17 protein-coding genes are annotated in these 20,283 nt (G+C 36.2%); 6 read left to right on the top strand and 11 right to left on the bottom strand.

Annotation, left to right across the window (positions count from 1 at the left end; all coding sequences use genetic code 11):
* Positions 1-40: 40 nt before the first annotated feature.
* From ccoG to OVA16_RS15160, 3 genes are all read left to right on the top strand, one after another.
* Complete coding sequence (ccoG, locus tag OVA16_RS15150; RefSeq protein ID WP_267761020.1) at positions 41-1,375, top strand: cytochrome c oxidase accessory protein CcoG; 1,335 nt, start codon at positions 41-43, stop codon at positions 1,373-1,375.
* Between the two features lie 99 nt (positions 1,376-1,474).
* Positions 1,475-1,903 (top strand): FixH family protein, encoded by a 429-nt coding sequence (locus OVA16_RS15155; protein ID WP_267761023.1) that lies wholly within the window; start codon positions 1,475-1,477, stop codon positions 1,901-1,903.
* A complete protein-coding gene (locus OVA16_RS15160) occupies positions 1,900-2,598 on the top strand; it encodes a sulfite exporter TauE/SafE family protein (protein WP_267761026.1) in 699 nt (232 codons plus the stop codon). Before OVA16_RS15155 ends, OVA16_RS15160 begins: the two co-directional genes overlap by 4 nt.
* 256 nt (positions 2,599-2,854) lie before the next feature.
* On the opposite strand, the gene OVA16_RS15165 is transcribed toward OVA16_RS15160, so the two are convergent.
* The 9 genes from OVA16_RS15165 to OVA16_RS15205 form a co-directional block, all read right to left on the bottom strand.
* Positions 2,855-3,430 (bottom strand): MarC family protein, encoded by a 576-nt coding sequence (locus OVA16_RS15165; RefSeq protein WP_267761029.1) that lies wholly within the window; start codon positions 3,428-3,430, stop codon positions 2,855-2,857.
* Positions 3,431-3,650: 220 nt separating this feature from the next.
* Complete coding sequence (gene ettA / locus OVA16_RS15170; protein WP_267761032.1) at positions 3,651-5,330, bottom strand: energy-dependent translational throttle protein EttA; 1,680 nt, start codon at positions 5,328-5,330, stop codon at positions 3,651-3,653.
* 155 nt (positions 5,331-5,485) lie between these two features.
* On the bottom strand, positions 5,486-6,034 hold the full coding sequence (locus OVA16_RS15175; protein ID WP_138727402.1) for a NifU family protein: 549 nt from the start codon (positions 6,032-6,034) through the stop codon (positions 5,486-5,488).
* Positions 6,035-6,193: 159 nt separating this feature from the next.
* Positions 6,194-7,540: an adenylosuccinate lyase gene (gene purB / locus OVA16_RS15180; RefSeq protein ID WP_267761036.1), complete on the bottom strand. Its 1,347-nt coding sequence runs from the start codon at positions 7,538-7,540 to the stop codon at positions 6,194-6,196.
* Positions 7,541-7,668: 128 nt separating this feature from the next.
* On the bottom strand, positions 7,669-7,860 hold the full coding sequence (locus OVA16_RS15185; RefSeq protein WP_267761041.1) for a hypothetical protein: 192 nt from the start codon (positions 7,858-7,860) through the stop codon (positions 7,669-7,671).
* 519 nt (positions 7,861-8,379) lie between these two features.
* Positions 8,380-9,714, bottom strand: coding sequence for a paraquat-inducible protein A (locus tag OVA16_RS15190; RefSeq protein WP_267761044.1), 1,335 nt, complete (start codon positions 9,712-9,714; stop codon positions 8,380-8,382).
* A 52-nt stretch (positions 9,715-9,766) separates the two neighbouring features.
* Entirely contained in the window at positions 9,767-11,095 is a 1,329-nt protein-coding gene (locus OVA16_RS15195) for a paraquat-inducible protein A (protein WP_267761047.1), read from the bottom strand.
* 242 nt (positions 11,096-11,337) lie between these two features.
* On the bottom strand, positions 11,338-11,766 hold the full coding sequence (locus OVA16_RS15200) for a DUF1801 domain-containing protein (RefSeq protein WP_267761049.1): 429 nt from the start codon (positions 11,764-11,766) through the stop codon (positions 11,338-11,340).
* A 16-nt stretch (positions 11,767-11,782) separates the two neighbouring features.
* On the bottom strand, positions 11,783-12,184 hold the full coding sequence (locus tag OVA16_RS15205; protein WP_267761052.1) for an OsmC family protein: 402 nt from the start codon (positions 12,182-12,184) through the stop codon (positions 11,783-11,785).
* 29 nt (positions 12,185-12,213) lie between these two features.
* On the opposite strand from OVA16_RS15205, the gene OVA16_RS15210 reads away from it, so the two are divergent.
* The 3 genes from OVA16_RS15210 to OVA16_RS15220 all read left to right on the top strand — a co-directional run bounded on the left by OVA16_RS15210 (position 12,214) and on the right by OVA16_RS15220 (position 17,432).
* Entirely contained in the window at positions 12,214-12,657 is a 444-nt protein-coding gene (locus OVA16_RS15210) for a PaaI family thioesterase (RefSeq protein ID WP_267761055.1), read from the top strand.
* Between the two features lie 85 nt (positions 12,658-12,742).
* A complete protein-coding gene (locus tag OVA16_RS15215) occupies positions 12,743-15,925 on the top strand; it encodes a SusC/RagA family TonB-linked outer membrane protein (RefSeq protein WP_267761057.1) in 3,183 nt (1,060 codons plus the stop codon).
* Positions 15,926-15,941: 16 nt separating this feature from the next.
* Positions 15,942-17,432 carry a RagB/SusD family nutrient uptake outer membrane protein gene (locus OVA16_RS15220; protein WP_267761060.1) on the top strand — a complete coding sequence of 497 codons (1,491 nt, stop codon included), beginning with the start codon at positions 15,942-15,944 and terminating at the stop codon, positions 17,430-17,432.
* A gap of 68 nt (positions 17,433-17,500) precedes the next feature.
* Here the strand turns inward: OVA16_RS15220 and OVA16_RS15225 are convergent, their stop codons facing one another.
* On the bottom strand, positions 17,501-18,904 hold the full coding sequence (locus OVA16_RS15225; RefSeq protein WP_267761062.1) for a nucleoside recognition domain-containing protein: 1,404 nt from the start codon (positions 18,902-18,904) through the stop codon (positions 17,501-17,503).
* Positions 18,905-19,054: 150 nt separating this feature from the next.
* The gene (locus tag OVA16_RS15230) at positions 19,055-20,212 is read right to left on the bottom strand and encodes a M14 family zinc carboxypeptidase (RefSeq protein ID WP_267761064.1); all 1,158 of its coding nucleotides are present in this window, start codon (positions 20,210-20,212) and stop codon (positions 19,055-19,057) included.
* Between the last annotated feature and the right edge of the window lie 71 nt (positions 20,213-20,283).

Consider the following 20,283-nt stretch of genomic DNA (forward strand, 5'->3'; position numbering starts at 1 on the left):
GAAAGATATAGAGATGACAAAACCTCAAAACATAAAAAGTATGGCCAGAACGTTCCTTTATCCTAAAAAACCATCAGGTAAATTATACAACCAAAGGAAATGGGTTAGTTATGTTTTGCTGCTGCTTTTATTCGCTAGCCCTTTCATTAAGTTTAACGGCGAACAGCTAGTGCTGCTTAATTTCTTGGAGCGAAAGTTTGTATTTATTGGGCTTATTTTCACACCACAAGATTTTTATCTCTTTGCTTTAGCAATGCTGATTTTTATCTTGTTCATTGTTTGCTTTACAGTAGTTTTGGGCAGGTTGTGGTGCGGTTGGGCCTGTCCGCAAACTATTTTTATGGAAATGGTTTTCCGTAGAATTGAATATTGGATAGAAGGCGATGCCAACCAACAAAAGAAACTAGATGCTCAAGAATGGAACACAGAAAAGGTTTTCAAAAAAGGATTTAAACATTTTTTGTTCTTAGTGATTTCCTTCTTTATTGCCAATGTGTTTTTGGCTTACATTATCGGTTCAGCTCAACTTTATGAAATCATTACCGAACCGATTAGTGAGCATACAGTAGGCTTCACTTCTATTTGGATTTTTACACTCATTTTTTACGGGGTTTTCTCTTACGTTAGGGAAGTAGTTTGTACAGTAATTTGTCCTTACGGCAGATTGCAAGGTGTTTTATTAGATAATAAAAGCTTAATTGTAGCTTATGATGAAACTCGTGGCGAACCTCGTGGTTATATCCAAAAAAACTTAGATCAAACCCTAAAAGGCGATTGTATAGATTGCGGTTTATGCGTGCAGGTTTGTCCAACTGGGATTGATATTAGGAAAGGAACTCAGCTAGAATGTGTTAACTGTACGGCTTGTATAGATGCTTGCGATGAAGTAATGCTAAAAATTAAAAAGCCCAAAAAATTGATCGGTTTTTATAACCATGATTACATACAGAACAGAAACAAATTTAAGTTAGGAGCAAGAGCCTACGGTTATGCGGCAGTTTTGTTTTTAGTAATGATTATTTTTTCTTCTTTAATTTACAAACGAGAAGATGTACAAACTACCGTGTTGAGGGCCAGCGGAACTTTGTATCAAAAACGCCCCGATGGAACTATTGCCAATTTATACAACGCAGAGCTGATCAACAAGACCAACAAGGATATGAAGTTTGTCTTTAAATCCACCGATGCGAAAGATAAAATAGAATTGATACAAGCCGACACCATTTTACCAAAAGAAGGGGCAGCACATCTAACTTTCTTTCTCATTAAACAGCACAAAAACATTGAAGAATTTAAAAGCAAGGTAAAGTTTGAAGTGGAAGTAGAAGGGAAGGTAATTAGCAACGCAAGCACTACTTTCTTTTCGCAACCTTAGGCAGTTTGCAGTTCGCAATTGGCAGTTTTCAGTTAACCGAATAACCAATTAAACAATTAACCAACAATCAAACAATTTAACAATCAAACAATTGCAAACATGAATTGGGGAACGAAACTAGTTTTAGGAATGGCAGTTTTCATGTCTTTCATTATAGGCATGGTGGTTTATATGTTCAAGCAGCATGGCAACGATGCTTTAGTAGAAGATAATTACTACGAAAAAGGCATTAACTACAATAAGGAATACGATGCTAAAAGCAATACCTTAAATGATGGGGCAACACCAGAAATTAAGCAGAGCGAAAACCAGTTGATTATACAGTTAAAAGACGCTGCAGATTACCAACTGACCTTAATGCGTCCATCTGCCAAAGAAAAAGATGTGAAAAGTAATGGCAAAACTATCAGCGACGAAAACCTGATTATAATTGAAACTGGTAATTTGGATAAAGGATTGTGGTTGTTAAAGTTACAATGGCAATTCAATGGTAAAGATTATCTATTTACAAAAGATATTAAGATATGAACTTAATGCCACTTGCTTTTTTGATGGGTTTTTTGGGAAGTGTACATTGTGCCGTAATGTGCGGACCAATTGTGCTTGGCTTACCCTTAAATAAAAAAGGAAGTTGGCGTAACGTTTTGCAAGTATTATTGTATCAATTGGGCAGAATATCAATTTATGCTTTATTAGGCTTGTTAGTTGGTTTGGTGGGCAATACCTTTGCTGTTTTCGCTAAGCAAGAAACGCTGAGTTTGATTATTGGAATTGTGTTGATACTTTTTACTTTCGCACAGTTGAGTGGAAGATATTTACCTACTTTCCAAAAACTGCAGAACAACATGGTGGTTCCAATTAGTAAGTTGATGGGAAAAGTATTTAAACTTCCTTTTTGGGGCTTTTTTGCAGGTATGTTAAATGGCTTAATTCCCTGCGGAATGGTCTATTTAGCCTTAGCGACTGCGTTAAATTCGGCTAGTTCGCAATCTGGCGCAATGTTTATGCTTCTTTTTGGATTGGGTACAAGCCCTTTGATGATTTTTATTTCTTTGGGAGGTATTTACCTAAAGAAATATTTAAAGTTTAATTCACAAAGGTTTGTCCCTTGGTTTGCATTATTTATTGGCGCACTATTTATCTTACGATCTGCCAACCTGAATATTCCTTTTCTTTCGCCGCATACATATTCTACCTATGGAAGTGCTGTAAATTGCGAATAGCTAAATAGATATAACTGTATTATTATCAGTTTTACATATATAGATATCTAAACTAAAAGTTTTATTGATATGCTAAGGAAGCTTTTAAAACATTAAAATAGCTATAGTAAATAATTAGCTCTTACTTTTTAACTTTCCACGCAAATAGCTAATTGCTTCTAGTAAGATGGCCAGCGCACCGATATATACCGTAAATTGCTCAAATAAGTTCATCTTTGGCTGTGTTTAAATGTTAGATGAATTTAAGCAATTAATGTTACAATCCGGTATTGGTTCTAAATAATTTAATTGCGATAGCTAAAAGAATTACGCCAAAACTTTTCCTTAAAACATTTAATCCGGTTTTACCTAATAGCTTTTCTAGTCGGGCAGTATTTTTTAAAACGAAATACACAAACACCATATTCAATAAAATACCTATCAGTATGTTTTCGGTTCTATATTCTGTTTTTAAGGATAACAATGTAGTTAAAGTGCCGGCACCAGCAATTAGAGGAAAAGCAAGAGGTACAATAGAAACTGTTTCTGGCTCTTCATCTCTAAAAAAATGGATACCTAAAACCATTTCCATTGCTATAATAAAAATTACCAACGAACCTGCAATAGCAAACGACTGCACATCAACACCGATCACACTTAAAACAGCTTTTCCGCCAAATAAAAACAAAATCATTATTGCCGTAGCTACCAAAGTTGCTTTTTCTGATTGGATATGCCCAGCCTTTTTGCGCAACGAAATGATAATAGGGATGGAGCCGAGAATATCAATAATCGCAAATAAAATCATCGAAGTTGATAAGATTTGATTAAAATCGAAGTGTAGCGGTTCCATACGTTAAAATTTGATGTAAAAGTACGGGTTTAAATGTAAAAGTTGTGAATTAACTATTTTCATTTTCAATCCATAAAAAAAAGCGACTGCATGATGCTAATCGCTTTAACTTAAATATTTTACCACCTTAAACACCTAAGAGAAGCTTCGTCTTAATTGTGCTAAGCTGTCTAAGGTGGTGAAGAAATCTAAAATCGTAATTCTAAATTCGTAAATCTCTCTATCCTAGTTTTTTATACCTAATCCTTTTAGGTGCAACATCGCCTAAGCGCTTCTTACGGTTTTCTTCATAATCACTGTAATTTCCTTCAAAGAAATAAACTTGCGAATCGCCTTCGAAAGCTAAAATATGCGTACAAATACGGTCTAAAAACCATCTATCGTGACTAATTACTACCGCACAACCACCAAAGTTTTCTAAAGCTTCTTCTAAAGCACGTAGCGTGTTTACATCGATATCGTTGGTAGGCTCATCCAGTAATAAAACATTAGCGCCTTCTTTTAGCGTAATTGCCAAGTGTACACGGTTACGCTCTCCACCAGATAAAACGCCAACTTTCTTCTGCTGATCGGCACCATTGAAGTTGAATTTAGAAACGTAAGCTCTAGAATTAACTTGCTTGTTACCTAACAACATATTATCTAAACCATCGGTAATGTTCTCGTAAACCGTTTTATCAGGGTTTAAATCGTTGTGCATTTGATCTACGTAACCCAATTTTACTGTCTCGCCAACTTTAAAATCGCCAGCATCTGGTTGTTCTTGCCCAGTAATTAAACGGAATAGGGTAGTTTTACCTGCACCGTTTGGACCAATAATACCCACAATACCTGCAGGCGGTAAAGAGAAACTTAGATCTTCGAATAACAACTTACCATCGTAAGCTTTGGAGATATTATTGGCTTCAATTACCACGTTACCCAAACGAGGGCCTGCAGGAATAAACAATTCTAATTTTTCTTCGCGTTCTTTGCCGTCTTCGCTGGCTAGTTTATCGTAGTTGCTTAAACGAGCTTTAGATTTCGCATGACGAGCTTTTGGCGCCATACGTACCCATTCTAACTCACGCTCTAATGCTTTTTGGCGTTTACTTTCTGTTTTATCTTCTTGAGCTAAACGTTTCGCCTTTTGATCTAACCAAGACGAGTAGTTGCCTTTCCACGGAATACCTTCGCCACGGTCTAGTTCTAAAATCCATCCGGCTACGTTATCGAGGAAATACCTATCGTGGGTTACTGCAATTACAGTTCCCTCGTAGTTCTGTAAGAATTGCTCTAACCAATCGATACTTTCGGCATCCAAGTGGTTGGTAGGCTCATCTAGCAATAATACATCTGGCGATTGCAGCAATAAACGGCACATGGCCACACGACGGCGCTCTCCTCCAGATAAAACTGCAATTTTAGTGTCTGGATCTGGGCAACGCAAAGCATCCATTGCACGCTCTAATTTGTTATCCAATTCCCAAGCATTGCTGGCATCAATTTTATCTTGCAATTCGCCTTGGCGCTGCATCAATTTATCCATTTTATCGGCATCAGAGTAGTTCTCTTCTAAGCCAAATGCTTCGTTAATTGCTTCGTATTCTTTCAGTACCGCAGTAATTTCGGCAACGCCTTCTTCAACTACTTCACGTACAGTTTTTTCTGGGTCTAACTCTGGCTCTTGCGCTAAATAACCTACCGAGTAACCTGGAGAAAATACGACTTCGCCTTGGATAGACTTATCTAAACCAGCAATAATTTTTAATAATGATGATTTACCAGAACCGTTTAAACCAACAACGCCGATTTTAGCTCCGTAGAAAAAAGATAAGTAGATATTTTTTAAAACCTGTTTTTGTGGCGGATAGATTTTACTCACTCCGGCCATTGAAAAGATTATTTTTTCGTCTGACATGTTAAAATTTTATTTCTGCAAAGATGCCATTTATTTTGGAATTGCCGAAGATACGATGCACTTGTTTTAAGAATTAGGGAGGCAGGTAAAAACACGTATCAAACAAAAAAACCGCAGGGTTACTACGGTTTTTTAAATTATTTAACCAATAAGGTTTATAATGCTTCAGAAACTACATCTTTCACTTCTGGCACCATGCGTTGCAATAGGTTTTGTATACCAGATTTTAAAGTGATGGTACTTGATGGACAACCACTGCAAGAACCTCTCAGTTCAACCGTTACCACACCTTCGTCAAAAGATTTGTAAGTGATAGCGCCACCATCTTGCTCAACTGCTGGGCGAACGTAATCGTGTAAAATCTGCTGTATCTTAATTTCAGTCTCTGTACCTTCAAAATTCGGAGCTTCTTCAGCAGCATCTTTAATTTTAAGTTCGGCCTCTACAGCACCTTTTACAAACTCCTTTAAAATAGCTTCAATATCCGCCCATTCTGCATCTTCAGTTTTAGTGATAGTTACAAAATTGCTTGCAAAAAACACTCCGTTTACAAAATTGAATTTGAACAACTCTTTAGCGAAAGGAGATTTTTCAGCACTTTCTTTAGTCGCAAAATCTTCGCTACCGTTAATTAAAAGCTTATTTACCATAAACTTCATTGTAGCTGGATTAGGTGTTTGTTCTGTATATACGTTAATAGTCATGTCTAATAGAATTTGATAGTACAAAAATAGGTAATTGCAAAACCAATACTTGTCTATTTTAGGTCAAATAAGATAGAGTTTTGAATTATAAAATGAGTAAATGATGAAATAATGTAGTCTGCGCTATTTACTCATTTAAAATTTACTCATTTAAAATTCCTAAAATATTCCCGTATAAGTAAAAGGTGTAATTTTTTTCAATTCAGCCTTAATGTTATCGTTAACATCTAATTCATCAATAAACGTAGCAATGGTAGTAGCCGTAATTTTCTGGTTTGTTCTAGTTAACGCTTTTAATGCTTCGTATGGATTTGGATAGGCTTCTCTACGTAAAACCGTTTGTATAGCCTCGGCAACCACAGCCCAGTTGTCTTCTAAATCGGCATCAATTGCTTGTTGGTTAAGGATGATTTTGCCTAAGCCTCTCAACGTAGAATTGATAGCAATTAACGTATGTGCCATTGGTACACCTATATTTCTCAGTACTGTAGAATCTGTTAAATCTCTTTGCAAACGAGAAATAGGTAATTTAGCCGCCAAAAATTCAAATAAAGCATTGGCCAATCCGGCATTTCCTTCGGCATTTTCAAAATCAATAGGGTTTACCTTGTGTGGCATAGCCGATGAGCCCACTTCGCCTTCCTTGATTTTTTGCTTGAAATAGTTTTTAGAAATATAAGTCCAGATATCACGATCTAAATCGATAATGATGTTATTGATACGTTTTAAAGCATCGCACTGTGCTGCAAACTGGTCGTAATGCTCTATTTGAGTAGTATGTTGTGCTCTGGAAAGGCCCAACGTTTCGTTTACGAATTTGTTAGAAAATTCTACCCAGTTAATTTGTGGGTAAGCAATGTGGTGTGCATTAAAATTTCCAGTTGCACCGCCAAATTTCGCACCATTAGGAACCTGCTCTAAATTGGCCAGTTGAACTTTTAATCGTTCTACAAAAACCATAAACTCTTTACCTAACTTAGTAGGCGAGGCAGGTTGGCCGTGAGTATGCGCTAACAAAGGCACATTTTGCCATTCGTTGGCAAGCTCCGTCAGTTTTTCAATTAATTGCTGTAAAGCTGGGTAATAACTTTCTGTTAATGCTAATTTAAAAGTATAAGGAATAGCGGTATTGTTGATGTCTTGTGAGGTAAGTCCAAAGTGGATAAACTCTTTGTAAGCTTGTAAACCTAAACCATCAAACTTTGCTTTGATGAAATATTCCACTGCTTTTACATCATGGTTAGTCACGCTTTCGGTGTCTTTTACGCTTTGCGCATCGGCCTCATTAAATGCTAGATAAATATTCCTTAATTGGGGGAATAAGTTTTTATCAAAGTTTTCTGTACCTGGAACGTTAGCTTCTACTAAAGCAATAAAATATTCAATTTCTACCAGCACTCTGTATTTAATTAGGGCATATTCAGAAAAATAGTCGGCAAGCTTAGCTGTAGTTTTTCTGTAACGGCCATCAATAGGAGAGATAGCTTGTAGTGGAGATAAAGTCATAATTTATTGATTTTTTAAAGATTTGCAAAGTTAACATTTGTTGGCTATTAACATAGTTAAAATGCAAATAGGTATAAACGAAAAAAGCCCCGAGAAATTCTCGAGGCCTTTTATACTTTACTATTTGACTAGTGTTTTACAGTTGAATCAACAACAGTAGTATCAGTTTTAACAACTGTATCAACAACAGTAGTATCAGCAGTGATAGTAGTATCAGAACCTACAGTATCAGTACCTTCTGCTTTTTTCTCTGAAGAACAAGCAACTACAGTTAAAGATAATGCTAAAGCTAAAAAGCCAAATTTGAATAAGTTTTTCATTTTAATTTTCGTTTAAACGTTTGTGTAAATTAATTAATTACTGGTTAATACGCTTAATTTTAAAAGGTAACCCATAAAAAAATAAATAATTTTAAATTTATTTTAATAAATTGATTTTAAGTAATTTAATTTGTAATTAACAGACAGTTTTAAGGTGTGTTTTTTTGCTAAATACTGAAAATCGCAATTAAAAATTCGTTAGCAAACAATTGTATTATTTAACGTGAGTTCGGGTTAAGTGTCTTTATAATTCTTGAGAAATTCGCATTGAACGTATTTTTTTAGCTCGCCGCCGCTGGGCTCTTACTTTTTGACCGCAAAAAGTAACTAAAAACTCTCGGTTGCTTATTTTTCTTTCAAAGAAAGTGCTTTGGCTATTGCTGCGACCCGAAAAATAAGAGACCGAAAATTAGCTGAACGAAGATTTGAAGCGCTATCGCTAGCAAATAGCATATTTTTCTTATCCCGAACTCACGTTATTTAGCAGTAAAACAAAGAAGGTTAACTGTAAAATTTGAGTTAATCTTTACTAGAGAGCATATTCTTATCAGGTGGACAAGTAATTGTTCTTAAAATATATGATACTAAAAAAGTGAGTATAACATAGCCTACAAAAATAAGGTAACCAGGTTGTAATGATGTGTAATTAACGGTAGTAGTAGCTAATACATCGCTTTTAATATTAAGGTCTGTAAGTTGGCTTTTTAAAATGCCATTTAAACCTATATAAGTCATTAATATACCTATTACCATTACATCTGCCATATCCCATTTATCAGATTCGAAAGCTAAATATTGGGTAATTTTATTTTCTGCAACTACAGGCTTGCAAAGCGTATGTATACCTCTAGCTACCATTCTTAATAATGGTAAAATAATAACAAACAGAATAATCAATATACCAACTGTAACCGAATCTGGTTTGGGCTGTTGTATCAACACCTTTGCAATGCCCAAAATACTTTTAGACTGAAAAAACAAGACCTGATTATTAAATACCAATTTTTCGCCTAGCAGATGTAATTCCAAAACGCTAATTCTAGCATCTACTTCTATAATAGATACGGTTACGCCCACAATAAGTAAAGCCAAGCCAATTAATAAAGTAAAGGTAAATAGCGTATTATGCAAGTGCGTTTTTTTTCGTAACGGAAGCCATAAACAAATTACAACTAATGCACAGGTTAGCATTGCATAGGCATAATAGTAAGTTACTTTGCGTATACTGTTGAAACGGCTTTCGAGGTGGTTATTAAATGATTTAAGATTTGCTACGCGGTATTTTTGGTAAAGATGTTTAGTTATTTTAGCTTGTGCTGTAGCTGTACTATCATAGGTTTGTTCGGCTAATTCGTTAAATTCGGTAGATGCAATTCCCTTTAGTTTATTAATTGATCTAGGCGAATTTATTCTATTAATTATAGTTTGTGCAAAAGAAGGAACTTGATCATGAAGCTCTTTTGGATCTACCAATTGTTTAAAAGCAAATTTCTTGAGTTTATTACCTAAACCTTTTTGAGGTTTTTCAAACTCGCTTACTACTTCGTTAATCATACCATGAAGTTGTTTTTCAACTTCTTCTTTCATTTCTTTCCGTTGTTCTTTAGAAATTTTAAAACCTTTTATTTTTTCATTAACAATGGCAGAAAGTTTGTCTGTCCATAAATCTAGCGAGAATACACCAAACGTGATGTTGTTGATGGTAGCATAATCTTCCTTTAGCTGTTCTTGCTCTGCGGAGAGCGAGTAAAGTCGATGTCCAAAATAGGACGTAGCAAACAACAGCGATGCCAGTACCATTATCAAAGCGATATGGGGTAACATCTTTCTTTCTAATCGGCTTGCTGTTTTCAAAATTCTATAAATATTTAGACAAAGGTTATACTATTTAATATTTTGGTTAAGGTTACTCGCAATTGTGCGGACTGATTGTTTTTAATATTGTAGAGAGCACCAAACCAAAAAGTACAAAGGCAATGAATATGATATATCCGGGTTGCAAGGCCGTATTGTGTGTAGAAATAAGCGTTAACGACTCTGGTTTAATTGCTGCTTTAGCCAGCTGGGTTTCTAGTAATCCGTTTAAGCCAATATAAGCCATTAATATAGCGATCACAATTACATCGGCCATGCTCCATTTACCAGATTGAAAAGCGAAATACTTGATAACTTTGTTCTCGGCTAAGCTTTTTTTCCCTAACAAATGAATACCTGTAGAACTGAGTTTCATTACGGGAAAAAGAATGCTGAAAGCTAAAATTAGTATGCCAACTAGCATAGAATCTATTGCAGAACCACCAATAAGTATCATTACTACATCTAAAATACTTTTTGATTGAAAAAATAGTACCTGATCATGAAAAGTAATGTGCTGGCCAAGCAGTACAAAATCTATAGCGCCTATACGGGCATCAACCTCTATCATAGAAGCCGTTAAGCCCACAGCCAATAAAATAAATGCCATTACAAGAGATAGCACAAACAAACTTGCATACAGCTCTTTACGCTTGCGAAAAATACCCCAAGCCACTAGAAACAATAAAATGCCTGCCAACATACCTATGCAGTAATTGTACATCATTTGGTTAGTTTTACGCAGTTCCGTTTCTACTTTGGCATTAAAATGCGGTGTACTTGTAACGTTATAACGCTTATAAATTTTGTTAATTAACAGCGCATTAGCCGTTAATGTACTGTCTATTGATTTTATTTCATCTATTTGCTCCAGTTTTTGGAGTGCCATTTTACCTAATTGTCTTTTTGCTCTTGGATTATCTATTTTGGTAATGATGGTATGAGCAATGCCAGGTACTTTCTTCTTGATCGTATCTACATCAATAAAATTCTTTACTGCAAATTTTGCAATCTTTCCACGTAAAGATTTTTTCTTGGTACCTGTTACTAAATTTTCTGCCTTATCAATCAAAGCAACAATAACCGCCTCAATTTCTCTCTGTAGTTCTTTCTTTTGTTTTTGGCTTAAATCTATGCTCCTAGTTTGGCTAATAACAATTCGCTCTATTTTGGTTTGCCATTGGCTAATAGAGAATAGCCCTAAAGATATGCTATTGATTTCGGCAAAATCTGTTTTAAGCTGTTCTTGTTGTTCAGAAAGTTGGTGCAGGCGATAGCCAAAAAACGCTTGTGCAACCAATACTGCAAATAGCACTAGGATCAAAATAATTTTTGAAAGGCCAAATGGCTTATAGGTAGTTTTATTAGGCGTTGTAGACATAGACGTTTGCTAGTATCATCGCTTATAACGATATGGAGTAGCATATTGTTTGCGCCAAATAAAATTTAATTATGAGGTGTGATACTGGGTTTGTCCAAACTTTCCTAAACAAGTAATTTTCGGCAAGCTTGTAATTCGTATTAGATAAAATAGGGGCGTTGGCCAATAGGCTTAGCATTTAATGGCAAAATGTAGGTAATACCAGCAATAGCCACCGTATTTTTTACAAGAGAATAAAAAGATTAATTAATTCCGTACTTGTCGTCTAAAAATTTAATAGTCTCTGCCATCATTTGTTTTAATACATCAATATCAATATCTCCTAATTTTTTGATGTATATGCAGGCTTTTCCCATCTTAAACTTGCCCAGATCTTTAAGTATACTTTCTTGCGTTTTTGTACCTACGTATATATACAAAGAAATAGCCGCTTTGCGAGGAGAAAAGCCAACCAGTGGCCAATCTCCTTCTTGCTTACTTCGATCAGATTTATAGTGATAGCAACCAAATCCAATGATACTAGGTCCCCACATCTTGGGTTCGTAACCGGTAAAATCGCTCATGATTTTTAAAAGCTCAAAACTGTCTTTGCGTTTTTGTTCGGTATCTGCAAAAGAATTAATGAAATCTATAACACTATCTTCGGTTTGCTTGGTTTTGATTGTAGACATAGGTTGTTATTATAGGTTAGTTACTTATAATTTTAATTGGATGAGTTAATATCTTGTGAATAGGGCATTTATCAGCAATGATCATTAATCGTTTTCTCTGCTCTTCGTCTAAATCTCCGTGTAGCTCAATTTTTCGTTCAATAACGGTCCCATCATTCATTTCATCTTCTGCGCAAATGGCAAGGTGTATAGTTAGTCCAGTTAATGGAATTTGTTTTCTATCTGCATACATTCTTACCGTAATAGCGGTACAACTGCCTAAACTAGCTAATAATAATGCTCCGGGCGCCATTCCCTCGTTAGTGCCACCTAGGTACTCGGGTTCATCTGCATATATAAAATGTCCATCGGCAAATATTTTGGTTTTGTACCTAGATTGGTCTAATTCTACTACGGCTGTAATTTGCTTCTTATTCATTTCCTTTGTTTTTTCTATAAATTTATAAAATGGAACAACAAAACAACATTAACGAACGATTAAAAGTTTTTCAATCATTTATTGGCAAAAAAGTTAGTAGCTCTCCCTCTAATTTTATGAATTGGTTAAAACCTATTGTAATTAGTGCCGAAAAAGGCAGTTTGCATTGCAGTTACGTAGTGAGAAACGAAATGACCAATCCGTATGGTATTTTGCATGGCGGCATTACTGCTGGCATTATAGATGATTTGATTGGCGCTACTGTATTTACCTTGGGATTAAATAATGCCTATACTACGGTTAACAATAATATCGATTATTTTGCTCCAGCCAAGGAGGGAGATGTTATAACTGCAAAAACTAGCATAGTCAAACAAGGTAAAACGATAATTAACCTGCAATGTGAAGTATTTTTACCTTCTAAAAACAGGTTAATTGCCAAGGGATATTCGAATATGATAAATATTGGTTAGGTTTTAACAAAAATTTAAGGTTTGTGATGATGTTTGCGTAATTGTGCGTATATTCAGTTAACAATCAACTAATAATTCACAAACTATGAGCAGAAAATTTACACTAACCTTATTGGGGTTATTGCTATCGGCTTTGTTTACTTATGCCCAAAAAACCGTAAAAGGCAAAGTAACAGATGCAAGCGACGGGCAACCCATTCCTGGAGTGAGTGTTTCGGTAAAGGGACAAGCCGGCAACACAGTAGTCACAAACAACGATGGTGCATTTACCATTAATGTTCCATCAAACAATACTTCTTTAGTATTTACCTACGTTGGATATGCTAGTAAAGAGGTAGTTGTGGGAAAACAAACTAGTCTTTCTATTGCTATTTCGGCAAGTAATCAGGAACTTGATGAAGTAATGGTGGTGGCTTATGGAACGGCTAAACGAAGCACGTTTACGGGATCAGCAAATACTTTTAATCCTGAGAAAAATAAGGAAATGCCAAATACTTCCTTTCAAAATGGTTTGGTAGGTAGGCTGCCAGGCGTGCAGGTTACGCAAACTTCTGGACAAGCTGGATCTACGCCAAGCATACGTATCAGAGGAACGGGTTCTATCAATGCCTCCAATGAACCATTATATGTAATTGATGGTGTACCAATGAATTCGGGTGGCGCTGGTCAGCTGAGCGACTACACCTATGCCACTAACAATCTTATGAATACGATTAACCCAGCTGATATCGAGAGTATAACTATTTTGAAAGATGCTGCCGCATCATCTCTTTATGGTTCTAGGGCAGCAAACGGCGTGATCATTATCAATACTAAAAGAGGGAAAAGTGGCAAACCAAAAATTGAATTTAGAACTTCTCTTGGTTTGACTCCAACTTGGGCAACAGATAATTACGAGACTGCTGGTGTGCAAGAACAAGTACAGATGCTATATAGAATATTTCATGATGTACGTACCTCAGCGGGTCAAAATGATGCTGCCGGTAATACCAACGCATTAACTCAGCTAAATAATAGATTTAATAGACACGGATATAGATTTACTACTGATGGTATAGGCCTTGATGCAAAGGTCAACATCTTAGGCATGACTGATGGTCTGGAGAATCGTGAAGGTAGATATTTTGATTGGGAAGATGCATTGTTTAGAACTGCTAAATATCAAACTAATGATTTATCAGTTAGTGGAGGAGATGAAAATACCAAATACTATTCTTCTTTCTCATACACTAGAGATCAAAGTAGGGTAAAGGTGAATGATTTTGATAGATTTTCAGGGAGGATAAATTTAAGTCAAAAGATTGGAAAAATAGTTGAGGTAGGTTCGAATGTAACGTTCGCAAGATCTTCTCAGAGTGGCTATAACGATACTAGGAACACTGGTTCAAACAGTTATATGCAAACTAGAAATCTGTTGTGGCCTTTGTATTGGCCAACTGATTATAAAACAGGTCAACCCTTTACTGCAAGGTTTGGTAGTTTAGCACAAAACAATATCTTTTACGACAATCAGTGGGACAATGAATCGGTTACCAAAAGAATTATTGCCAACCAGTATTTACAGGCGACCGTACTTCCTGAGTTGACGCTTAAGACTACGTTTTCTTATGATAATTCTCAGGTTAGCGATCATATCTACTATAGCGCAGTTCATTACAACGGCCAAGCGAATAATGGTAGCGTAAACGAAATGACTACTAACTATAACAAATGGGTGTCATCATCGACGGCTAACTACACTAAACAATTGGGTTTACATGGCATCAGTTTGTTAGCGGGTTTTGAAGCTGAAAGAAATGTAACCGACTATCAAAGAGCAACTGGTGTTGATCTTGGTAACAGCGAATTACAAAGCGTATCTACTGCTGGTACAGTGTCGTCTACGGCTTACAACTGGGGTAATACCATTGTATCAGGTTTATCTCGTTTAGAATATAATTATAATCAAAAATACTTCTTATCTGGTTCTTATAGGAGAGATGGATCATCTAGGCTTGGTCCTGAAAATCGTTGGTCTAACTTCTGGTCTATCGGAGGATCTTGGAAACTAGATTCTGAACAATTCATTAAAAATATTTCATTTGTAGATAATCTTAGAATTCGTGCATCTTACGGTACTAATGGAACTTTGCCAAGTAATAATTTCGAATGGAGAGAATTAACTTCTTACTCTAGTAAGTATTTGGGACAGCCTGCAGGTTTGTATGCATCGCTTTACAATCCAGAGTTGACTTGGGAGAAAAGCCAATCTTCTAATGTAGCACTCGAGTTTGGTATATTTAAACGTTTTACCGGTACTATCGAATATTTTAATAAAGATACGAAGAGCCTTTTATTGGGCGTGCCAGTTTCTATGACCACAGGTTTTTCGGAAACCCTAAGGAATATAGGAGAGGTGAGAAACAATGGTATTGAACTAGAGTTAAATGCGAAAATTTTAGATAACAGTGACTTCAAGTGGAACGCAGGAATAAACGCTTCGTTTATCAATTCTACAGTTAAAAAGCTGTATCGCCCTAATGGTAGTGCCGTTGGCAACAACATCATTTGGAATGATCCAACTGGTGGAGATGCTAGGGCTCAATTTTTATATACCGAGGGGCAATCTATGTTGAGCTTCTACGGTTTTGAATGGGCTGGTGTTAATCCTGCCGATGGTAGAAACAGGTGGTATGTAAACGATCCAAGTAATCCAGCTGCTGGTGAAGAGTTGCTTAATGGCAGAGGAATAACGTACGATTTTAATAAAGCTAACAGAAAAATTATTGGCGATGGTACACCTGATGTATTAGGTGGTTTTAATACTGATGTAGAGTACAAAGGTTTTACCTTGGGGTTAGTATTTAACTACAAAATTGGTGGACAGATTTACGACGGAGCTTACAAAGATGTAGCGGATGATGGATATTATTGGGAAAGAATTAGATCACAAAGTTACTACGATAATATGTGGACCCCTGAAAGAACATCGGGCTCTTTACCACGATTAAAAGGAACAGATTTGACCGATCCTATGCAATACAGTACTCGCCAACTTCAAAGTGCAACATTTTTAAGATTAAAGAATGTATTACTTGCATACCGCTTACCAAAAAATGTTGTTTCAAAAGTAGGTGCATCAAATGCCAGAGTTTACTTTAATGGAACAAATCTGTTGACTTTTTCTAAATACAAAGAGGCAGATCCAGAAGTTGGTAATTATAGCACAAGGGGTTGGGAAACACCATTTGGTAAAACCTATACATTTGGTTTAGAATTTAGTTTTTAATGTTAAGAAATTGAAAATGAAGAGAAGTAAAATATTAGTTTGGGGATTGCTTTTGATAAGTTTATCCTCATGTAAGAAGTTCTTAGATGTTACGCCAAGCAATTCTGCAGATGCAGCAAAAGCTATTCAAACACCTAGGGATGCGCAGATAGTAATGAACGGTCTAATGAATCAGATGACCAGTTCTTCTTACTACGGCCGAAATTTTATTATGTATGCTGAGGCCAAAGGTGGCGACGTAGCGGTATACTCGCAGGGCAGGGGATTGGATGCTTTATACACCTTTAACCATAATCCAAATACGAATAGTTATTCTAGTTTTTGGTCGCAGATTTACTATTGTATACTGCAGTCTAATTACATGTTAGAGGAAATTGCAAAGCGAGAAACGGATGGAGTTACTGGTTTCAATACAGCAAAAGGCCAAGCATTAACGGCTAGAGCTTTAATGTATTTTGATTTGGTACGCCTTTATGGAAAGGCATATACACAAGATAAAGCTTCTTTTGGCGTACCGATTGTACTTACCAAATTAGGTTTTGATGCCAAGCCATTAAGAGCAAGTGTTGAACAAGTTTATACGCAAATCGTTAAAGATTTAACGGATGCAGCACCTTTATTACCAAAAACCAAGACCAACGGTTACATTAACTATTACGCTAATAAAGCGATACTAGCCAGAGTTTATCTTAACATGGATATGAAAACCGAAGCGCTTTTAGCTGCAGAAGAAGTAATGGGGGCAACATCTTTATATACGCTTTATACAAATGCTAATTGGGTCGATTCTTGGAAAAGCCAATATGGTACGGAGTCTATATTTGAATTAAACATCAATCCGCTAGAGAACGATTTAGGTACAGCCTCATTAGGCGTTTATCAAAGAAATAGAAACGTTGGTACTACATCTGCTTTAGGATTCTTTTACGCAAGTACTGATTTTCTTTCATCACTAAATGCAGGAAGCAATGCAGATATTAGAAGAGGAGTAATGGCTCGTGACGAAAGTTCTGCAACACGGTTGGGAGCACTTTATAAGTATTCAGGGGGGCTTCCTAATGGAAACGCTTCTACCTCTACGATGCCTGGTGACAAAAGCACAGGAAATAATACTGCTGTTAACATTAAGGTTATTCGTCTTTCTGAAATGTACTTGATTGCTGCTGAAGCTGCACTAATTAGTAATCCGACCAAGGCTGTAAACTATCTGAATGCCATAAGGCAACGAAATCCAGGATTATCAGCGGCAACCATTGGTAACATCAGCTTAGATATGATTTTAGAAGAGCGTAGAAAAGAGCTTTATGGCGAAGGCCATAGGTTCTTTGATATGATTAGGTCGAATAGGTCGATAACCTATAATGATGAATTTGGAAACTTAACCATTCTTCCAACGTTGCGACCAAAGACAATTGATAGAAATTTCTATAAAACTATTTTGCCAATTCCTCAATCTGAGATTAATGCAAATCCGCAAATTAAGGCACAGCAAAATCCAAGTTATTAATAAAATAATGACACAAAAAGAAAGCCGCATTGTTTAATGCGGCTTTCTTTTTACAGCAAACGTAACAACTAACTATTCCCAAAAAACAAATAAGCCAAGCCAATAGCCGTACAAACCCCAGCCAAATCCGCAATTAGCATGGTGCCAATGGCGTAACGAGTATTTTTAACAGATACCGAACCAAAGTAAACTGCAATTACATAGAATGTAGTATCGGCAGCACCTTGAAATACGCCAGAAAGTCGGCTGGCAAATGAATCAGGGCCATAAGCCGTCATGGTATCTACCATCATGCCTCTAGCGCCACCACCACTCAAAGGGCGTATCAATGCGGTAGGTAAGGCCTCTACAAAACGAGTGTCGGCACCTAAAAAAGCAAAAAAGTTTTTAATTCCGAGAATAACCACATCGAAAGTACCACTGGTGCGCAACATGCTAATGGCTACCAACATGCCCACCAAATAGGGAATAATCTTTACCGCAGTTTCGAAACCGCCCTTGGCACCATCTACAAAGGCATCAAAAACATCGATTTTCTTATAAACGCCACCCAATAAAATAGCCAACACAATAAATAGAATAACACCACTACTTAATGTGCCAGAAAAAGCAGCAATGGACTGAGAATTTAAGGTAGTAATATACCATACCAACAACGCAATTACTGCGCTGATACTTAATATCCACCCTAAAATTACGGGCTGAAAAATATTGATTTTTTGCTTGAAAGAAACAATGAGCATGGCTGTCATGGTGCCTACAAAGGTTACAATTAAGCAAGGAATAAAAATATCTGTAGGGTCTGAAGCGTTTGAAGACGCTCTTAAGGCAATTACACTTACCGGAATTAAACTTAAACCTGCAGCGTGTAAACACAAGAACATTATTTGCGAATTACTGGCTACCGATTTATTCGGGTTTAGTTCTTGCAAACTTTCCATTGCTTTTAAACCAAAAGGCGTGGCAGCATTGTCTAAGCCTAATAAGTTGGCAGAAAAATTCATCACCATGTGGCCAGTAGCTGGGTGCCCTTTCGGAACTTCTGGAAACAATTTAGAGAAAAAAGGACCAACAATTTTGGATAGCAAACGGATACCCCCAGCTTTTTCTGCAATGCTCATTAAGCCCATAAAAAAGGCTAAAATACCGATTAGTTTCAGGCACATTTCTACTGCGTTCCAACAGGTTTGTATTACACCATCAGCTGACTGCTCTCTAAATGAGATATAATTGTTTTTTTCTTTTTTGAATTTAACATCGCCTTCTTTGTATTCTTTTTTCTCAGCGATTGTTTTGATAATAACAGGGGAAAGTGCCATGCTATCTAAAACTTTAGTATTAGAAGTATCACCCTGTTTTCCAATTACCATTTTACTGAAAATAGTGGCTTCACTATGCGAACTCATTAGCTTGATTGAAGCTACTATGATCGCCACAATGATAAATGCCGACCAAATTCTACTTAATGCCATTTGTGTTTGTTTAGTTTTATGCGTTGAATTTAGTGTTTTTGCGGTATTTTACCACATGGACACGTAGGTTTTTTTGAATTTAGCTCGCCACAGATGCACAGATTTATATAATAATGCCGAAAATTGGTAACGGCACTGTAGTAAAAAAAGCTACAGCAATAAATAACCATCTTTAAAGACTAAAATTGTTTGCTTTTCATTAGATAATTCGAAATCAGCAGCTTTATTAAAAACAATATTACCATTTAATTGGCAGCCGTTTACATCGTAAACTTCATAAGCATCGCAGAAGCTTAAATCGCCGATATCTTGGATAGTGTAGTTTTTGTAGGTGCTCTTTCCATCTGCATTAGGGCATTCATCGTAATTAATACCAACGCTAACAGTTACACCTGGTAAAACTAGGTTATTAATTAAGATATGGAAAATCTGTTTTGTGTTTTTAGGAATTGAAAAATAATTCGTCGTAGTTTGTTTTTCGTAACTTTTACTAGCAATAGATATTAATCCCGATAGGATAGAAGCAAAAAAATATTTTCTGATCTGCTGTTTTTCTGGATCATTGGGATAGCCGCCAGCTTCAATTAAAATAGTAGAAGTGCCAGCTGCTTGAAAATTATCGCCAAAGGCTCTTGGCTCATATTCATCATCAAATAAACCGATATGATGTGGTAAGATTTGATCTAGTTCTGCAAACATATCTGCAATAACCAACATTGCATCTTTCCGAATTGAATTTAAAGAAAGTGCTTTGTCAAATGTTGGAGCCAAATAGGAAAGTGTAGCAGGTTTTAAAGTTCCGTCCACACTCCACAATGTGGTTTGGTCATGTAAATTGAAACCGAAGTTTGGCTCGAAATCATCCCTAGCCTGTTTCAGTATCTTACCTTCTGGAGAGGCAGTTTGCAAGAAATCTCTATTGATATCAATCTGTTGTGCATTTCTGCGTGTAAAAACTGCTGCTCCATCAGGATTAACCATTGGGATAATTAATAGTTGGCAATTTTCAGTTAACAGTTTTACCATTTCATTTTCTTTCTGCAAGAAATTAAACAAATCGAAAAGCGCCATGGTTCCGGTAGCTTCGTCGCCGTGCATTTGGCTCCAAAGCATTATTTTTGTTTTGCCCTGTCCCCATTTAACAGCGTTGATGCTTTTGCCGTTTACGGAGTTGCCAAGTTGCTCAACTTTAAATTCTGAAGGTAATTGATGAATTAACGGAAGGATATCTTCGTGCTTGAAAAAACGATTAGTAAGTGTTTTTTCTTCGAAAGTTGAGTAATGAGTTAGGATGGTTTGAATGTTCATTTGAAATCGAAATTAAATAAAAAATCGCCATTGCTAGCAGAAGAAGTAAATTTTACTTCCTTACTGGCAAA

The sequence above is a fragment of the Pedobacter sp. SL55 genome (genome assembly GCF_026625705.1).
In the GTDB taxonomy this organism is placed as follows: Bacteria; Bacteroidota; Bacteroidia; order Sphingobacteriales; family Sphingobacteriaceae; genus Pedobacter.